This window comes from Pseudomonas hydrolytica (assembly GCF_021495345.1).
In the GTDB taxonomy this organism is placed as follows: domain Bacteria; phylum Pseudomonadota; class Gammaproteobacteria; order Pseudomonadales; family Pseudomonadaceae; genus Aquipseudomonas; species Aquipseudomonas hydrolytica.
The window spans coordinates 1,534,838-1,548,473 of sequence record NZ_CP099397.1; the positions used below are offsets into that span (position 1 = coordinate 1,534,838).

13 protein-coding genes are annotated in these 13,636 nt (G+C 65.7%); 5 read left to right on the plus strand and 8 right to left on the minus strand.

Annotated features, from left to right (window positions below; all coding sequences use genetic code 11):
• From osmF to phhA, 4 genes are all read right to left on the minus strand, one after another.
• On the minus strand, positions 1 to 915 hold the full coding sequence (osmF, locus tag L1F06_RS06995; protein WP_129483845.1) for a glycine betaine ABC transporter substrate-binding protein OsmF: 915 nt from the start codon (positions 913 to 915) through the stop codon (positions 1 to 3).
• A gap of 171 nt (positions 916 to 1,086) precedes the next feature.
• Positions 1,087 to 2,283, minus strand: coding sequence for an amino acid aminotransferase (locus L1F06_RS07000; protein WP_129483846.1), 1,197 nt, complete (start codon positions 2,281 to 2,283; stop codon positions 1,087 to 1,089).
• Positions 2,280 to 2,633, minus strand: a complete 354-nt coding sequence (locus tag L1F06_RS07005) for a 4a-hydroxytetrahydrobiopterin dehydratase (RefSeq protein WP_003241907.1) — start codon at positions 2,631 to 2,633, stop codon at positions 2,280 to 2,282. The genes L1F06_RS07000 and L1F06_RS07005 overlap by 4 nt, the downstream gene beginning before the upstream one ends.
• A 121-nt stretch (positions 2,634 to 2,754) precedes the next feature.
• Positions 2,755 to 3,540, minus strand: coding sequence for a phenylalanine 4-monooxygenase (gene phhA, locus L1F06_RS07010; RefSeq protein ID WP_012019233.1), 786 nt, complete (start codon positions 3,538 to 3,540; stop codon positions 2,755 to 2,757).
• A 252-nt stretch (positions 3,541 to 3,792) separates the two neighbouring features.
• On the opposite strand from phhA, the gene L1F06_RS07015 reads away from it, so the two are divergent.
• Entirely contained in the window at positions 3,793 to 5,346 is a 1,554-nt protein-coding gene (locus tag L1F06_RS07015; RefSeq protein WP_003241910.1) for a sigma-54-dependent phenylalanine hydroxylase transcriptional regulator PhhR, read from the plus strand.
• A 235-nt stretch (positions 5,347 to 5,581) separates the two neighbouring features.
• On the opposite strand, the gene L1F06_RS07020 is transcribed toward L1F06_RS07015, so the two are convergent.
• Positions 5,582 to 6,142 carry a nucleoside deaminase gene (locus L1F06_RS07020; protein ID WP_003241912.1) on the minus strand — a complete coding sequence of 187 codons (561 nt, stop codon included), beginning with the start codon at positions 6,140 to 6,142 and terminating at the stop codon, positions 5,582 to 5,584.
• A gap of 376 nt (positions 6,143 to 6,518) precedes the next feature.
• Here L1F06_RS07020 and acs point away from each other — a divergent pair, with 376 nt between their 5' ends.
• The 3 genes from acs (at position 6,519) to L1F06_RS07035 (ending at position 11,141) form a co-directional block, all read left to right on the plus strand.
• On the plus strand, positions 6,519 to 8,480 hold the full coding sequence (gene acs, locus L1F06_RS07025) for an acetate--CoA ligase (protein WP_004374086.1): 1,962 nt from the start codon (positions 6,519 to 6,521) through the stop codon (positions 8,478 to 8,480).
• Positions 8,481 to 8,678: 198 nt separating this feature from the next.
• Positions 8,679 to 10,310: a methyl-accepting chemotaxis protein gene (locus L1F06_RS07030; RefSeq protein ID WP_129483847.1), complete on the plus strand. Its 1,632-nt coding sequence runs from the start codon at positions 8,679 to 8,681 to the stop codon at positions 10,308 to 10,310.
• A 51-nt stretch (positions 10,311 to 10,361) separates the two neighbouring features.
• Complete coding sequence (locus L1F06_RS07035) at positions 10,362 to 11,141, plus strand: EAL domain-containing protein (RefSeq protein WP_012019231.1); 780 nt, start codon at positions 10,362 to 10,364, stop codon at positions 11,139 to 11,141.
• 48 nt (positions 11,142 to 11,189) lie between these two features.
• Here L1F06_RS07035 and L1F06_RS07040 read toward each other — a convergent pair whose 3' ends face one another.
• Positions 11,190 to 11,867, minus strand: coding sequence for a DUF4197 domain-containing protein (locus L1F06_RS07040; RefSeq protein ID WP_129483848.1), 678 nt, complete (start codon positions 11,865 to 11,867; stop codon positions 11,190 to 11,192).
• 115 nt (positions 11,868 to 11,982) lie between these two features.
• Between L1F06_RS07040 and L1F06_RS07045 the strand changes: the two genes are divergently transcribed.
• Complete coding sequence (locus L1F06_RS07045) at positions 11,983 to 12,384, plus strand: hypothetical protein (protein WP_004374102.1); 402 nt, start codon at positions 11,983 to 11,985, stop codon at positions 12,382 to 12,384.
• 7 nt (positions 12,385 to 12,391) lie between these two features.
• Here L1F06_RS07045 and L1F06_RS07050 read toward each other — a convergent pair whose 3' ends face one another.
• Positions 12,392 to 13,102: an SDR family oxidoreductase gene (locus L1F06_RS07050; protein WP_129483849.1), complete on the minus strand. Its 711-nt coding sequence runs from the start codon at positions 13,100 to 13,102 to the stop codon at positions 12,392 to 12,394.
• The gene (locus L1F06_RS07055; protein WP_012019227.1) at positions 13,099 to 13,632 is read right to left on the minus strand and encodes a DUF3833 domain-containing protein; all 534 of its coding nucleotides are present in this window, start codon (positions 13,630 to 13,632) and stop codon (positions 13,099 to 13,101) included. Before L1F06_RS07055 ends, L1F06_RS07050 begins: the two co-directional genes overlap by 4 nt.
• Positions 13,633 to 13,636: the final 4 nt, after the last annotated feature.

Genomic DNA, 13,636 nt, shown 5'->3' on the forward strand with positions numbered 1-13,636 from the left:
TTACTGTTCGAGGCTGTCGAGAAAGGTTTCCGCCACCTGGCGAGGGTCGGCGCCGTTGACCGCCACCTCGCCGTTCAGACGTTGCAGGGTTTCCAGGCTGAGGGCAGCGAACAGCGGGCGCAGCAGCGTCTCGATCTGCGGGTAGGCGGCCAGCACCTCGGCACGGACCAGCGGCGCCGGCTGGTACACCGGCTGCACCGCGCGCGGGTCGCTCAGGACCTGCAGGTCCAGCGCTGCCAGGCCGCCGTCGGTGCCGTAGCTCATGGCGGCGTTGACGCCATTGGTACCCTGGGCCGCAGCGCGCAGGGTGGCCGCGGTATTACCGCCAGAGAGCACCACCAGTTGCGCCGGTTCGAGCCTGAAGCCGTAGGCCTTCTGGAAGGCCGGCAGGGCGCTGGGCGACTCGACGAACTCGGCGCTGGCGGCGAACTTGAAGTCGCCCCCGGCGGCCAGGTAGCGCGCCAGGTCGTCGAGGCTGCGCAGGCCGTGGGCACGGGCCAGATCGCCGCGCACGCTCATGGCCCAGGTGTTGTTGGCGTCGGCCGGTCGCAGCCAGACCAGATCGTGGGCCTCGCGGTCGAGTCGCTTGACCGTGGCATATGCCTTGGCCGCGTCCTTCCACACCGGGCTATCGGCCTGGTCGAAGAAGAAGGCGCCGTTGCCGGTGTATTCGGGGTAGAGGTCGATCTCGCCGGCGATCAGCGCCTTGCGCACGATGTTGGTGGCGCCCAGCTGCAGGCGCTGTTCCACCGGCACGCCACCGCGCTCCAGGCGCAGGGCGATGAGGTTGCCGAGCACCGCACCCTCGGTGTCGATCTTCGACGACACCACCACCGGATCGGCTGCTGCGGCGCTGGCTGAGCCGAAGACGAGAGCGGCGAGCAGAGGGATGAGACGCAGGCCGGAGCGGGGCATGGCAGGTTCCTTGTGCTGAGGTCGATACTCAACCTTAGTCCGTTTGTGCCGGCCAATAGTGCAATTGGGTGAATCGGCTGCACGCCAGCCGGTGGCGTTGCCTGGCGCACCCTGCGCTGGCTGAGCGCCCCGCATGCGCTGGCGCTGATCTATACGCAGGGCGCGCCGGGGCTAGCCGCAGACCCGGGCGATGGCGGCGGCCAGTTGCTCCAGGCGGGTGGCGTCCAGCCCGGCGACGTTGGCGCGGCCGCTGCCGACCATGTAGACGCTGAAGTCCTCACGCAGGCGCTGCACCTGTATGGGCGTCAGGCCGGTGTAGGAGAACATGCCGCGCTGTTCGGCGATATGCGCGAAACGCTCACTCAAACCGTGCGGTGCCAGCGCCTCGACCAGGCCGCGACGCAGGCTGGCGACGCGCAGGCGCATGCTCTCCAGTTCGTCCTGCCACAGCTTCCTGAGCTCGGCGTCGCCGAGAATCTCGGCGACCACCGCGGCGCCGTGGGCCGGCGGCGTCGACCACAGGTTGCGGGCGAGGTAGGCCAACTGGCTGCGGATATCGACGAGCTTGTCGGCATCGCCGGCGCAGACGATCAGCGCGCCGGTGCGCTCGCGGTACAGGCCGAAGTTCTTCGAGCAGGAGCTGGTGATCAGCAGCTCCGGCAGCTCGGCGGCGAACAGGCGTACCGCCCAGGCGTCCTGCTCCAGGCCGTCGCCGAAGCCCTGGTAGGCGAAGTCGATCAGGGGCAGCAGCTCGCGCGCCTTGATCACTTCCAGCACACGCTTGAAATCGCGCGGGCCGAGGTCGAAGCCGGTGGGGTTGTGGCAGCAGGCGTGCAGTAGCACCACATCGCCCTTGGGCAGGTGGGCCAGCGCCGCGATCATCGCCTCCACGTCGAGGCGGTTGTCGGCGCCGACGTAGGGGTAGTGGCCGACCTTGAGCCCGGCCTCGGCGAACAGGGTCTCGTGGATCGGCCAGGTCGGATCGCTCAGCCAGATGCCGCGTCCCGGCAGGCAGTGGCGGATGAAATCGCCGGCCAGGCGCAGTGCGCCGGTGCCGCCGGGCGTCTGCGTGGCGGCGGCGCGCTGGCCGGCCAGCAGCGGCGAGTCCGCGCCCAGCACCAACTGGCTGAGGCGTTCGGCGAAGGCCGCATCGCCATGGCCGCCGACGTAGGTCTTGGTGGTCTCGCTGTCGATCAGACGCTGCTCGGCCAGCTTGACCGCGCGCGGGATCGGCGTCAGGCCCTGGGCGTCCTTGTACACGCCGACGCCCAGGTCCAGCTTGGCCGCGTTGCGGTCCTGGCGATAGGCCTCCATCAGGCTCAGGATCGGGTCGCCCGGTACCCGGGCGACGCTGGCGAACTGGCTCACTTGCGACCCTCGGCGGCGGCGGCCAGCACGTCGGTGCGCGCGGCCATGATGAAGTCGTTGCGGTGCAGGCCGCGCATCTCGTGGCTCCACCAGGTGACGGTGACCTTGCCCCATTCGGTAAGCAGGGCCGGGTGATGGCCGACTTCCTCGGCGATGGCGCCGACCGCGTTGGTGAAGGCCAGGGCGTGGCGGAAGTTCTTGAACAGGTAAACGCGCTCCAGCTCCATGTGGTCGCCGCGCACCTCGATGTTCCAGTCCGGAATCTCGCGGATCAGTTCGGCCAGTTCTTCATCGGACACCTTCGGCGCATCGGCGCGGCAGGCTTCGCATTGGGCTTGGGCAAGGGACATGGGGATGCTCCTGAACAGATTTTCGTAGGGGAAACCGCGAAGCGTTTTCCATAATTGGGGTCATAAGGAAGATAGCGTGAACCGCTGACCCTCTCCCGGAGGGAGAGGGGCGCTAACGAGGCTACGCGGCTTTCGGCGGAAATTTCGGTGCGTGCAGGCCCATCTGCATGGCCTGGTGCACCAGCGCCATGATGTCTTCGTGGGCCAGCTCGAACAGACGCTTGAGTTCGGGCAGGACGAAATACACCGGCTGCAGGATGTCGATGCGGTACGGCGTGCGCATCGCCTCCAGCGGGTCGAAGGCCTGGTGCTCGGGCACGTCGGACAGGGCGTAGAGGGTCTCCTTCGGCGAGGAAAGAATGCCGCCGCCATAGATGCGCCGGCCGGCCGGGGTGTCGAGCAGGCCGAATTCGATGGTCAGCCAGTACAGCCGCGCCAGGTAGACGCGCTCTTCCTTGCTCGCCTTGAGGCCGAGCCTGCCGTAGGTGTGGGTGAATTCGGCGAACCAGGGGTTGGTCAGCAGCGGGCAGTGGCCAAAGATCTCGTGGAAGATGTCCGGCTCCTGCAGGTAGTCCAGTTCTTCCGGGGTGCGGATGAAGGTGGCCACGGGGAATTGCTTGCTGGCCAGCAGCTCGAAGAAGGTCTGGAACGGGATCAGCGCCGGCACCCGCGCCACGCGCCAGCCGGTGCTGGCCTCGAGCACGCGGTTGATCTCGCCGAGCTGGGGAATGCGCTCATGCGGAAGGCCGAGCTGTTCGATGCCGTCCAGGTACTCCTGGCAGGCGCGATTCTCGATCACCTTGAGCTGTCGGGTGATCAGGGTGTTCCACACCTGGTGCTCGGCTTCGGGGTAGTGGATAAAGCCGCTTTCGTCCGGTTCCCGGGCCAGGTACTGCGTAGTCTTCATCGATGCCTCCTTGAGGGGGCTGTTGTTCTTGTCTTGGACACAGGTTTAACCCGCCTGCACGGGCGACGGCAGGCTGGGCGGCGAGGGCTGTGGGGCGTGGGAAGGGCAAAACTGTAAAGTTTGGATTACGTGTTCGCCTGAATCGCCAGATATCGGCTTGCTGCTCAGTCAGGCTGTCACATATTCTTGACGGAAATTACGCCGCTCAGTCGATTTCCGAGGCGGCCCATAACAAGACCAAGAGCCTGAGCCATGCGTATCAAGGTCCATTGCCAGAACCGTGTCGGCATCCTGCGTGACATCCTCAACCTGCTGGTCGACTACGGCATCAACGTCGCCCGGGGCGAAGTCGGTGGCGAGCAGGGCAACGCCATCTACCTGCACTGCCCGAATCTGATCAATCTGCAATTCCAGTCGCTGCGGCCGAAGTTCGAGGCCATTGCCGGTGTGTTCGGCGTCAAACGCGTCGGCCTGATGCCCAGCGAGCGGCGTCATCTGGAGCTCAATGCGCTGCTCGGTGCGCTGGATTTTCCGGTGCTGTCCATCGACATGGCCGGCAGTATCGTCGCGGCCAACCGCAGCGCCGCGCAGCTGCTCGGCGTGCGCGTGGACGAGGTGCCGGGCATGGCCCTGTCGCGTTATGCCGAGGATTTCGATCTGCCCGAACTGGTGCGCGCCAACAAGACGCGGATCAACGGCCTGCGGGTGAAGATCAAGGGCGACGTGTTTCTCGCCGATATCGCGCCGCTGCAGAACGAACACGACGACAGTGAGGCATTGGCCGGTGCGGTGCTGACCCTGCACCGCGCCGATCGGGTGGGTGAACGCATCTACCACGTGCGAAAGCAGGAACTGCGCGGCTTCGACTCGATCTTCCAGAGCTCCAAGGTCATGGCCGCGGTGGTCAAGGAGGCGCGGCGCATGGCGCCGCTGGATGCGCCGCTGCTGATCGAGGGCGAAACCGGTACCGGCAAGGAATTGCTGGCGCGCGCCTGCCACCTGGCCAGCCCGCGTGGGCAGTCGCCGTTCATGGCGCTCAATTGCGCGGGGTTGCCCGAGTCCATGGCCGAGACCGAGCTGTTCGGTTACGGCCCCGGCGCCTTCGAAGGGGCGCGCCCGGAAGGCAAGCTCGGCCTGCTCGAGCTGACCGCCGGCGGCACGCTGTTTCTCGATGGCGTCGGCGAGATGAGCCCGCGCCTGCAGGCCAAGCTGCTGCGCTTTCTGCAGGACGGCTGCTTCCGCCGCGTCGGCAGCGACGAGGAGGTGTACCTGGACGTGCGAGTGATCTGCGCCACTCAGGTCGATCTGTCCGAGCTGTGCGCCCGCGGCGAGTTCCGTCAGGATCTATATCACCGTCTCAACGTGCTGTCCCTGCATATCCCGCCGCTGCGCGAATGCCTCGACGGCCTGGAGCCGCTGGTGGAGCACTTTCTCGACTCGGCCAGCCGGCAGATCGGCTGCCCATTGCCGAAGCTGGCGCCGCAGGCCTTCGAGCGCATGGCCCATTACCACTGGCCGGGCAACGTGCGTCAGTTGGAGAACGTGCTGTTCCAGGCGGTATCGCTGTGCGATGGCGGCACGGTGAAGGCCGAGCACATCCGCCTGCCGGACTACGGCGCGCCGCAGCCGCTCGGCGAGTTCTCGGTGGAAGGCAGCCTCGACGACATCCTCGGCCGCTTCGAAAAAGCTGTGCTGGAGCGGCTGTTTCGCGATCATCCCAGCAGCCGTCAGCTGGGCAAGCGCCTCGGCGTGTCGCACACCACCATCGCCAACAAGCTGCGTCAGCATGGGTTGGGCAGGGAGTAGGGTGCGCCATGCGCACCAATGCCTCCCAGGTGCCGGCCAATACCCGCAATTCTCGGTGCGCATGGCGAGGGCTCGTAGGGTGCGCTGCGCGCACCAATGCTTCGCTGGCGCCGGCTGATGCTCGCAATGTTCGGTGCGCACGGCGCACCCTACGGGATCGCGGCAGTATCCCAATGGTCCGGTTGATGCCCTCGGTTTTGGTGCGCATGGCGCACCCTACGGATCGCGATACGCATCAATCCGCCTGGCCGCCTCGCCAGGCGGCGACCACGCGCTCGCGCATTGCCCGGCGGTCCTGCAGGTGATCGATCACCCGTTCGGCCAACCCGATCCAGTAAGGGTCGGCTGCGGCCTGTGCCACGCACAGGCGTGAAGCCAGATTCGCCCATGCACGCGGCAGGCGTGGCGGGCGTGCGGCAAAGCCGCCGTCGCGGTCGCGCGCCAGGTAGCGCACGCGACGGATGCCGGCCAGCAGGATACGGCCGTGGCACATCAGGCAGGGCTCCAGGCTGACGTAGAGGGTCAGGCCGCTGCGGTCGAGCTGCGGGTGCTCGGCTTCCAGCTGATCGAGCACCTGCATCTCGGCATGCGCGGCGCTGGCGTAGTGCCCGGCGAACACCTGATTGCGGCCGCTGCACAGCAGTTCGCCGGCGTCATCGATCAGCACCGCGCCGACCGCGTAACAGCCTTCTTCCAATGCCAGCAGCGCCTGCTCGCAGCACAGCCTGGCCCAGGTATCGTCGGCACGGGTAGCGGCTGGCGCCTGCTGCAGCAGGGCGAGATGCTCTGGCTTCATCGGTCTTTTCCTCGGGGTTCGACGGACATTATGGCCGCCCCCAAGGTCGCTGCTGCCCTACGACCTTGGTGCAATAGGCGCCACTGCCCGCTGCGGCGAAACTGCGCCCGTCCCGATCATCCTGCGTGATTTGGGTGCAAGCGTTTCCGCATTCCTTTCGAGGAATGCCTTGAATGGGCGGGCGACCAATTGGTCGCCCTTTTTTTTGCCCGCGCAGTGGCTCGCCGTCAGCTATCCGGCGCGCGCCGCCGCCGTCCCGTTCAGAGCCCTCAAGACCATGGTCTTACAACGGTAAGACCATGGTCGAATGGCCCCACGAAGGGTCGGGGGATACAAAAGGCAGCATAAAAAAACAACTCGCCATCGAGGTATATCCATGAGTGCTGCGTCTATCTATCCCGTGAGCCCGGAAGCGGCCGCCAGGACCCTGACCGATGAGGCCACCTACAAGGCCATGTATCAGCAGTCGGTCGTCAACCCGGAAGGATTCTGGCGCGAGCAAGGCAAGCGCATCGACTGGATCAAGCCCTACACCAAGGTCAAGCAGACTTCCTTCGACGATCACCACGTCGACATCAAGTGGTTTGCCGATGGCACCCTGAACGTCTCCTACAACTGCCTGGACCGTCATCTGGAAGAGCGCGGCGATCAGATCGCGATCATCTGGGAAGGTGACGACCCCGCCGAGCACAAGGAAATCACCTACCGCGAGCTGCACGAGCAGGTGTGCAAGTTCGCCAACGCCCTGCGCGGCCAGGACATTCACCGCGGCGACGTGGTGACCATCTACATGCCGATGATCCCCGAGGCCGTGGTGGCCATGCTGGCCTGCGCCCGTATCGGCGCCATCCACTCGGTGGTGTTCGGCGGCTTCTCTCCGGAAGCGTTGGCGGGCCGTATCATCGACTGCCAGTCCAAGGTGGTGATCACCGCCGACGAAGGCGTGCGTGGCGGCAAGAAGGTGGCATTGAAGGCCAACGTCGACGACGCGCTGACCAACCCGGAAACCCACAGCGTGCAGAAGGTCATCGTGGTTCAGCGCACCGGGTCCGAGATCAAGTGGAACCAGCATCGCGACATCTGGTACGAGGACCTGATGAAGGTGGCCGGCAGCGTCTGCGCGCCGAAGGAAATGGGCGCCGAGGAAGCGCTGTTCATCCTCTACACCTCCGGTTCCACCGGCAAGCCCAAGGGCGTGCTGCACACCACCGGCGGCTACCTGGTATACGCCTCGCTGACCCATGAGCGGGTGTTCGACTACCGTCCGGGCGAGGTCTTCTGGTGCACCGCCGACATCGGCTGGGTCACCGGTCACAGCTACCTGGTCTACGGCCCGCTGGCCAACGGTGCCACCACCGTGATGTTCGAGGGCGTGCCGAACTACCCGGACGTGACCCGCGTCGCCAAGATCGTCGACAAGCACAAGGTCAACATCCTCTACACCGCACCGACCGCCATTCGCGCCATGATGGCCGAGGGCAAGGCTGCAGTAGCCGGTGCCGATGGCTCCAGCCTGCGCCTGCTGGGTTCGGTCGGCGAGCCGATCAACCCGGAAGCCTGGCAGTGGTACTACGAGAACGTCGGCCAGAGCCGTTGCCCGATCGTCGACACCTGGTGGCAGACCGAAACCGGCGCCTGCCTGATGACCCCGCTGCCGGGCGCGCACGCCATGAAGCCGGGCTCCGCCGCGCGTCCGTTCTTCGGCGTGCAGCCGGCACTGGTGGACAACCTGGGCAACATCATCGAAGGGCCGGCCGAAGGCAACCTGGTGATCATCGATTCCTGGCCGGGTCAGGCGCGCACCCTGTTCGGCGACCACGACCGCTTCGTCGACACCTACTTCAAGACCTTCAAGGGCATGTACTTCACCGGTGACGGCGCGCGCCGCGACGAAGACGGCTACTGGTGGATCACCGGTCGCGTCGACGACGTGCTCAACGTATCCGGCCACCGTATGGGCACCGCCGAGATCGAGAGCGCCATGGTCGCCCACCCGAAAGTGGCCGAGGCCGCGGTGGTCGGCGTGCCGCACGACATCAAGGGGCAGGGCATCTACGTCTACGTGACCCTGAATGCGGGCGAGGAATCCTCCGAGCAACTGCGTCAGGAACTGAGGAACTGGGTGCGCAAGGAAATCGGTCCGATCGCCACGCCGGACGTGATCCAGTGGGCACCGGGCCTGCCGAAGACCCGCTCGGGCAAGATCATGCGCCGCATCCTGCGCAAGATCGCCACCGCCGAATACGAGGCACTCGGCGACATCTCCACGCTGGCCGATCCTGGCGTGGTGCAGCACCTCATCGATACGCATCGTCAGATGCAAGCCGCCTGCGCCTGATCGGCAACGGCACCGCGAAAGCCCCGCCCGGCCAAAAGCCCGGCGGGGTTTTCGTTTGCGCGATTAGAAATTTTCAATGCTGTACATAGATTTTGATTTGTACAATTTTTGTATAGAAATGCATAATGGCGAACTGCCAGTCGATGCGGTCGTATGACTCACTTCTGACTGCTCATTCATGACGACTCAGGAGTTCCCATGCTTGCCAATCTCAACATCTCCCAGAAGCTGTACGCGGGTTTCGGTGTCGTCCTGCTGATCATCCTGGTGCTGGTGCTGTCGACCTGGCGTGGTTTCGATCAGGTCGAGCGTGCGGTACGGCTGAACATCCACACTTATGACGTGATCAACGAATCCGCCGACCTGCTGGCCAGCCTGATCAATATCGAAACCGGTGCACGAGGGTTCGTGATCACCGGACGTGAGCAGTTCCTCGGTCCCCTGGATGCCGGCCAGAAGGATTTCCAGGTGCATCTGGCCAAGCTGCGTCAGCTCACCCGCGACAACTTCGCTCAGCAGCGCCGCTTCGCCGAGCTGCAGGCTTCCTACGATCAGTGGCAGCGTGAGGACATCAACGGCATTCTCGAGTTGCGTCGCCAGGTGGCGGCCGGCACGCAGAGTTTCGATGCCCTGATCGAGCGGGTGGCGGCAGGTGATGCCAAGGTGAAGATGGATGCCATGCGCCGTCTTCTGAGCGAGATCCAGGCCGAGGAGCGGGGGCTGCTGGAGCAGCGTACGGCGTCCATGAATGCCGCCAAGTCGCTGTCGCTGGTGATCCTGCTGGTGGGCGGGCTGATCGCCACGGCGCTGGCCGTTAGCGTGGCCTTCCTGCTTTCGCGCAGCATCGCCGGGCGCCTGCAACAGGTGGTCGCGGTGGCGCGCAACGTTGCGCAGGGGCGTCTCGACTCGACCATCGAGCGGGCCGGGCGTGACGAGATCGGCGTACTGCTGGATGCCTTCGTCACCATGCAGGAGCGGCTGCGTGAGATGATCGGACAGATCCGTATCGGCGCGGGGCAATTGGTGGACGCTGCGCAGAACATATCCAACGCCTCCACCCAGCTTTCGGTTTCGACTCACGAGCAGTCGCAGGCGGCATCGAGCATGGCGGCGACGGTGGAGGAGCTGACCGTGAGCATCAATCACGTGGCCGACAATGCCAAGGAAGCGCACGGCCTTTCCAGCGACTCGGGCCGGCAGTCGGCCGAGGGTGGCGCGGTGATTCAGGAAACCCTCAGCAGCATGCAGCGTATCGCCGATACGGTGCAGGGGGCCGCCGCGCAGATCGCCGAGCTCGGCCAGCATTCGGACCAGATCTCCTCGATCGTCAACGTGATCAAGGAAATCGCCGACCAGACCAACCTGTTGGCGCTCAACGCGGCCATCGAGGCGGCGCGGGCCGGCGAGCAGGGGCGCGGCTTCGCCGTGGTGGCCGACGAGGTGCGTCTGCTGGCGCAGCGCACCGCCAACTCGACCCAGGAGATCACCGAGATGATCAAGAAGATCCAGCTGGGAACCCGCAACGCGGTGAGCAATATGGAAATCGGCGTGCAGCAGGTCAACGGTGGGGTGGAGCAGGCCAGTCAGGCCGGTGACGCCATCATCGCCATTCGCCAGGCTTCCGCCAGCGTGGTCGGCGTGGTCGATCAGATCTCCCTGGCGCTGCGCGAGCAGACCGTGGCCAGCCAGGATGTGGCGCGCAACGTCGAGCGCATCGCGCAGATGTCGATGCAGAACAGCGAGGCGGTGGCCGATACGTCGCGCACGGCGCAGGACCTGCAGAAGCTGGCCCTGACGCTGGAAAAACAGGTGGCTTCGTTCCGCTTTTGACTAGGCTGAGAGCAGGGATGCCCCCTTGCCTTGTCTTTGAAGGAAGCGCCTATGAGCAATGCCAGTCCGAGCGTCTTTCCCCAGCCGTTTCGTGCGCTGGGATGCGCCGAGTGCCGTAACGCCGAGGCACTCGGCTTCGATTTCACCATGGCGTTCCAGTTGATCGTCGATGTCCAGGAAAACCGGCCGTTTGCCTACGAGGCACTGGTGCGCGGCAGCCAGGGCGAGTCGGCCGGCGAAGTGCTGGGAAGGGTCAACGACAGCAATCGCTACCGTTTCGACCAGGCCTGCCGGGTCAAGGCCATCGAGCAGGCGGCAACCCTCGGGCTGCTCGATATTCCGGACTGTCTGCTCAGCATCAATTTTTTGCCCAACGCGGTGTATCGCGCCGAAACCTGCATCCGCGCTACGCTGGAGGCGGCGCAGCGCTTCGACTTCCCGCGTGAGCGGCTGATGTTCGAGGTGACCGAGGGCGAGCAGATCCACGATGCCGAGCACCTCAAGCGGATCTTCGCCGAGTATGGAAAGCAGGGCTTCACCACCGCCATCGACGACTTTGGCGCCGGCTATTCCGGGCTCAACCTGCTGGCCGAATTCCAGCCGCACGTGCTCAAGCTGGACATGGCCCTGACCCGCGGTATCGACCAGGACCCGGTGCGCCAGGCCATCGTCGCCGGCATCGTGCTGGTGGCCCAGCGGCTGGATATCCGCATCATCGCCGAGGGCATCGAGAACGCGGGGGAGCGCGATGCGCTGAGCGAACTGGGCATTCGCTACATGCAGGGGTATCTGTTCGCGCGGCCGCAGCTGGATCGGCTGTGCCGGCCCTGAACGCCAAGAGCACGTCCCGCTGGCCGCGAGCCAGCGGGGCGGCCGTTCTCAGAGCGCGCCAAACACCTTCTGCGCCAGGCTGGTGGCGGCGCCGGCCGGGTTCTGGCGAATGTTCGCCTCCTGCTGGGCGATGATCTCGAACAGGCCGTCGAGCGCCTGCTCGGTCACGTAGTTTTCCACCGTGCTGCTCTTGGCATCGACCACGCCAAAGCTGGCGGCCTGGCCGGCGAAGGCGTTGTACTGCTGGGCCAGACCGACTTGGTCGGTTGCCTGCTTGACGATGGGCAGGAACTTGGCGCGGATCTGCTCGCGGCTGCTCTTGTTCAGGTACTGCGTGGCCGAGTCCTGCGGCCCGCTGAGAATCGATTTGGCATCGGCCACGGTCATCTTCTTCACGGCATCGACCAGCAGCGCCTGAGCCTGCGGCACGGCGGCCTCGGCGGCCTTGTTCATGCTCGCTTCGAGCTGCTCGACCTGGGCGCCCATCCCCATCATCTTCATGGTCTTGGCCGCCTTGCCGAGCTTGCCCGGCAGCTCGATGCGCACGTCCGGGTTGTTGCTGAAGCCGCCGGGGGTGCCCAACTGCTTGACGGCCACCTGGGCGCCCTGGATCAGCGCATCCTTGAGGCCGCCGCTGGCGTCCTTCTGGCTCAGGTCGGCAAGAGACAGGGCGAAAACGTTGGCCGAGAGCAGCAGGCCAGCGGCGAACGTGGTGAGGCGCAGCATGGTGTTCATCCTTGCATGGGGGAAAATCACCTGAGCTTAACGAAGTCTGCCGGCCAGGCAAGCGAGGCGACGGGATGGATGGGCAGCGCCCGCGGCTGTGGCTATGATCAGGGCCATGAATTCACCGCTTCCCCTACGCAATCCCTGCCCGCCGGGCGCCTGCGACTGCCAGCGTGACGAGCTGCTGGAGCGGCCTGGCGCCGATCTGCGCGTGCTGCTGCTGACCCGCCACGAGGAGCAGCGCCTGCTCGATCGCCTGGAGAGTCTGCAAAGCCTGGAAGACCTCGAGCGCATGCAGCAGCGCATGTTCGAGCAACTGGGCATCCGCCTGCACATCGAGCCGAGCCATGGCGAGGTACGCAGCATGCGCGGCATTCATATGCACTTCGATACCCACCCGGGGCTGTGCCGCAAGACCCGGCAGAGCATTCCGGCGGCGATTCGCCGGGCCATGGAGAAAAAACCGGAAATTGCCTGGCGCCTGCTCGACTCCTTCGACCTGTTCGGCGGTTTGTGATCAGCCCCTACCAGGGCAAGGCCTGCCCATCGTAGGCATGGAAGCTACCGCTGTGCTCGGGGCCGAGGCTGTCGATCACCCGCAGCATCTCGGCCGCCGCCTGCTCGGCCGGACGTGCGGCCGAGGCGCCGCGAAAGGGTTGCGACAAGGGTGAGATCACTGTGCCCGGATGCAGGGCGAGCAGGCGCGCCTTGGGTTTGCTGCGCGCCAGTTCGATGGCGGCGGTCTTGATCAGCATGTTCAGCGCCGCCTTGGAGGCGCGGTAGGCGTACCAGCCGCCGAGGCGGTTGTCGCCGATGCTGCCGACCTTGGCCGAGAGCATGGCCATGGCGCCCTGTTTGTCGAGCAGCGGCAGGAAGTGGCGCAGCACCAGCGCCGGACCCAGGGCATTGACCTGAAAGACCGCCTGCAGGGCATCGGCTTCGATGGCGGCCAGGCTCTTTTCCGGCGCGATGCCGGGGCGATGCAGCAGCCCGGCGGCATGCAGGATGAGCTGGTACGGGCCTTCTGCGGCCAGCGCTGCCGCAGCCGCGGCGATGCTGGCGGGGTCTTCCAGGTCGAGTGCCGGTGAGCTGGCGCGGCTCAGTTCGCGCACCTGGGCGCAACCTGCATCGGCGCGCAGCAGCTGGCAGAAGGCCTGGCCGATGGCGCCGCTGGCGCCGATCACCAGCGCCCGGTAGCCGCTGCCCAGGCTGCTCAGCGCCAGCGCTTCGCTCACGGCTGCGCGGCGCCGCGGCGGAAGAACAGGGTGACCTGACCGAGCTCGATGCCGAACTTGCTCATGACCGAGCGGTTGATCATCGTGTCGTCGTCCATCAGGTACATCCAGTCGTCGAAATAGACCACATAGGTGGTGTCGTCCACCGGCAGGTTGAGGTGGTAACGCCAGCGCAGGGCGTTGCCGGCCACTTCACCGACGGCCTGGCCGACCACGTCATCGGCGGTGCCGATCCAGCGACCGGGGCCATCCGGGGTGAGCGTCCAGACCCGCCGCTGGCGCGTACCGTCGCTGTACAGGAAACGCTCGTCGAGGATCAGCTTGTCGCCCTCGCGGCGGCTGTCGATGTCGACGTGGAAGCGCTTGATCACTTCCCCGGAGCGATCCTGGAACATGCCCCAGGCCTGCACCGGGCCGGAGAAGTAGGTGGGCAGGTCCAGCACCGGCTTCTCGTTGGCGTAGCGTTCGACCGGTACCTGGCCGCAACTGGCCAGCAGCAGGCTGCCGAGCAGGATCAACAGGACTCTCATGAGT

Coding starts and splice junctions, on each gene's coding strand:
- osmF (WP_129483845.1), bottom strand. CDS start 915: ATGCCCCGCTCCGGCCTGCGTCTCATCCCTCTGCTCGCCGCTCTCGTC.
- L1F06_RS07005 (WP_003241907.1), bottom strand. CDS start 2,633: ATGTCCCTTGCCCAAGCCCAATGCGAAGCCTGCCGCGCCGATGCGCCG.
- phhA (WP_012019233.1), bottom strand. CDS start 3,540: ATGAAGACTACGCAGTACCTGGCCCGGGAACCGGACGAAAGCGGCTTT.
- L1F06_RS07015 (WP_003241910.1), top strand. CDS start 3,793: ATGCGTATCAAGGTCCATTGCCAGAACCGTGTCGGCATCCTGCGTGAC.
- L1F06_RS07020 (WP_003241912.1), bottom strand. CDS start 6,142: ATGAAGCCAGAGCATCTCGCCCTGCTGCAGCAGGCGCCAGCCGCTACC.
- acs (WP_004374086.1), top strand. CDS start 6,519: ATGAGTGCTGCGTCTATCTATCCCGTGAGCCCGGAAGCGGCCGCCAGG.
- L1F06_RS07030 (WP_129483847.1), top strand. CDS start 8,679: ATGCTTGCCAATCTCAACATCTCCCAGAAGCTGTACGCGGGTTTCGGT.
- L1F06_RS07035 (WP_012019231.1), top strand. CDS start 10,362: ATGAGCAATGCCAGTCCGAGCGTCTTTCCCCAGCCGTTTCGTGCGCTG.
- L1F06_RS07040 (WP_129483848.1), bottom strand. CDS start 11,867: ATGCTGCGCCTCACCACGTTCGCCGCTGGCCTGCTGCTCTCGGCCAAC.
- L1F06_RS07045 (WP_004374102.1), top strand. CDS start 11,983: ATGAATTCACCGCTTCCCCTACGCAATCCCTGCCCGCCGGGCGCCTGC.
- L1F06_RS07055 (WP_012019227.1), bottom strand. CDS start 13,632: ATGAGAGTCCTGTTGATCCTGCTCGGCAGCCTGCTGCTGGCCAGTTGC.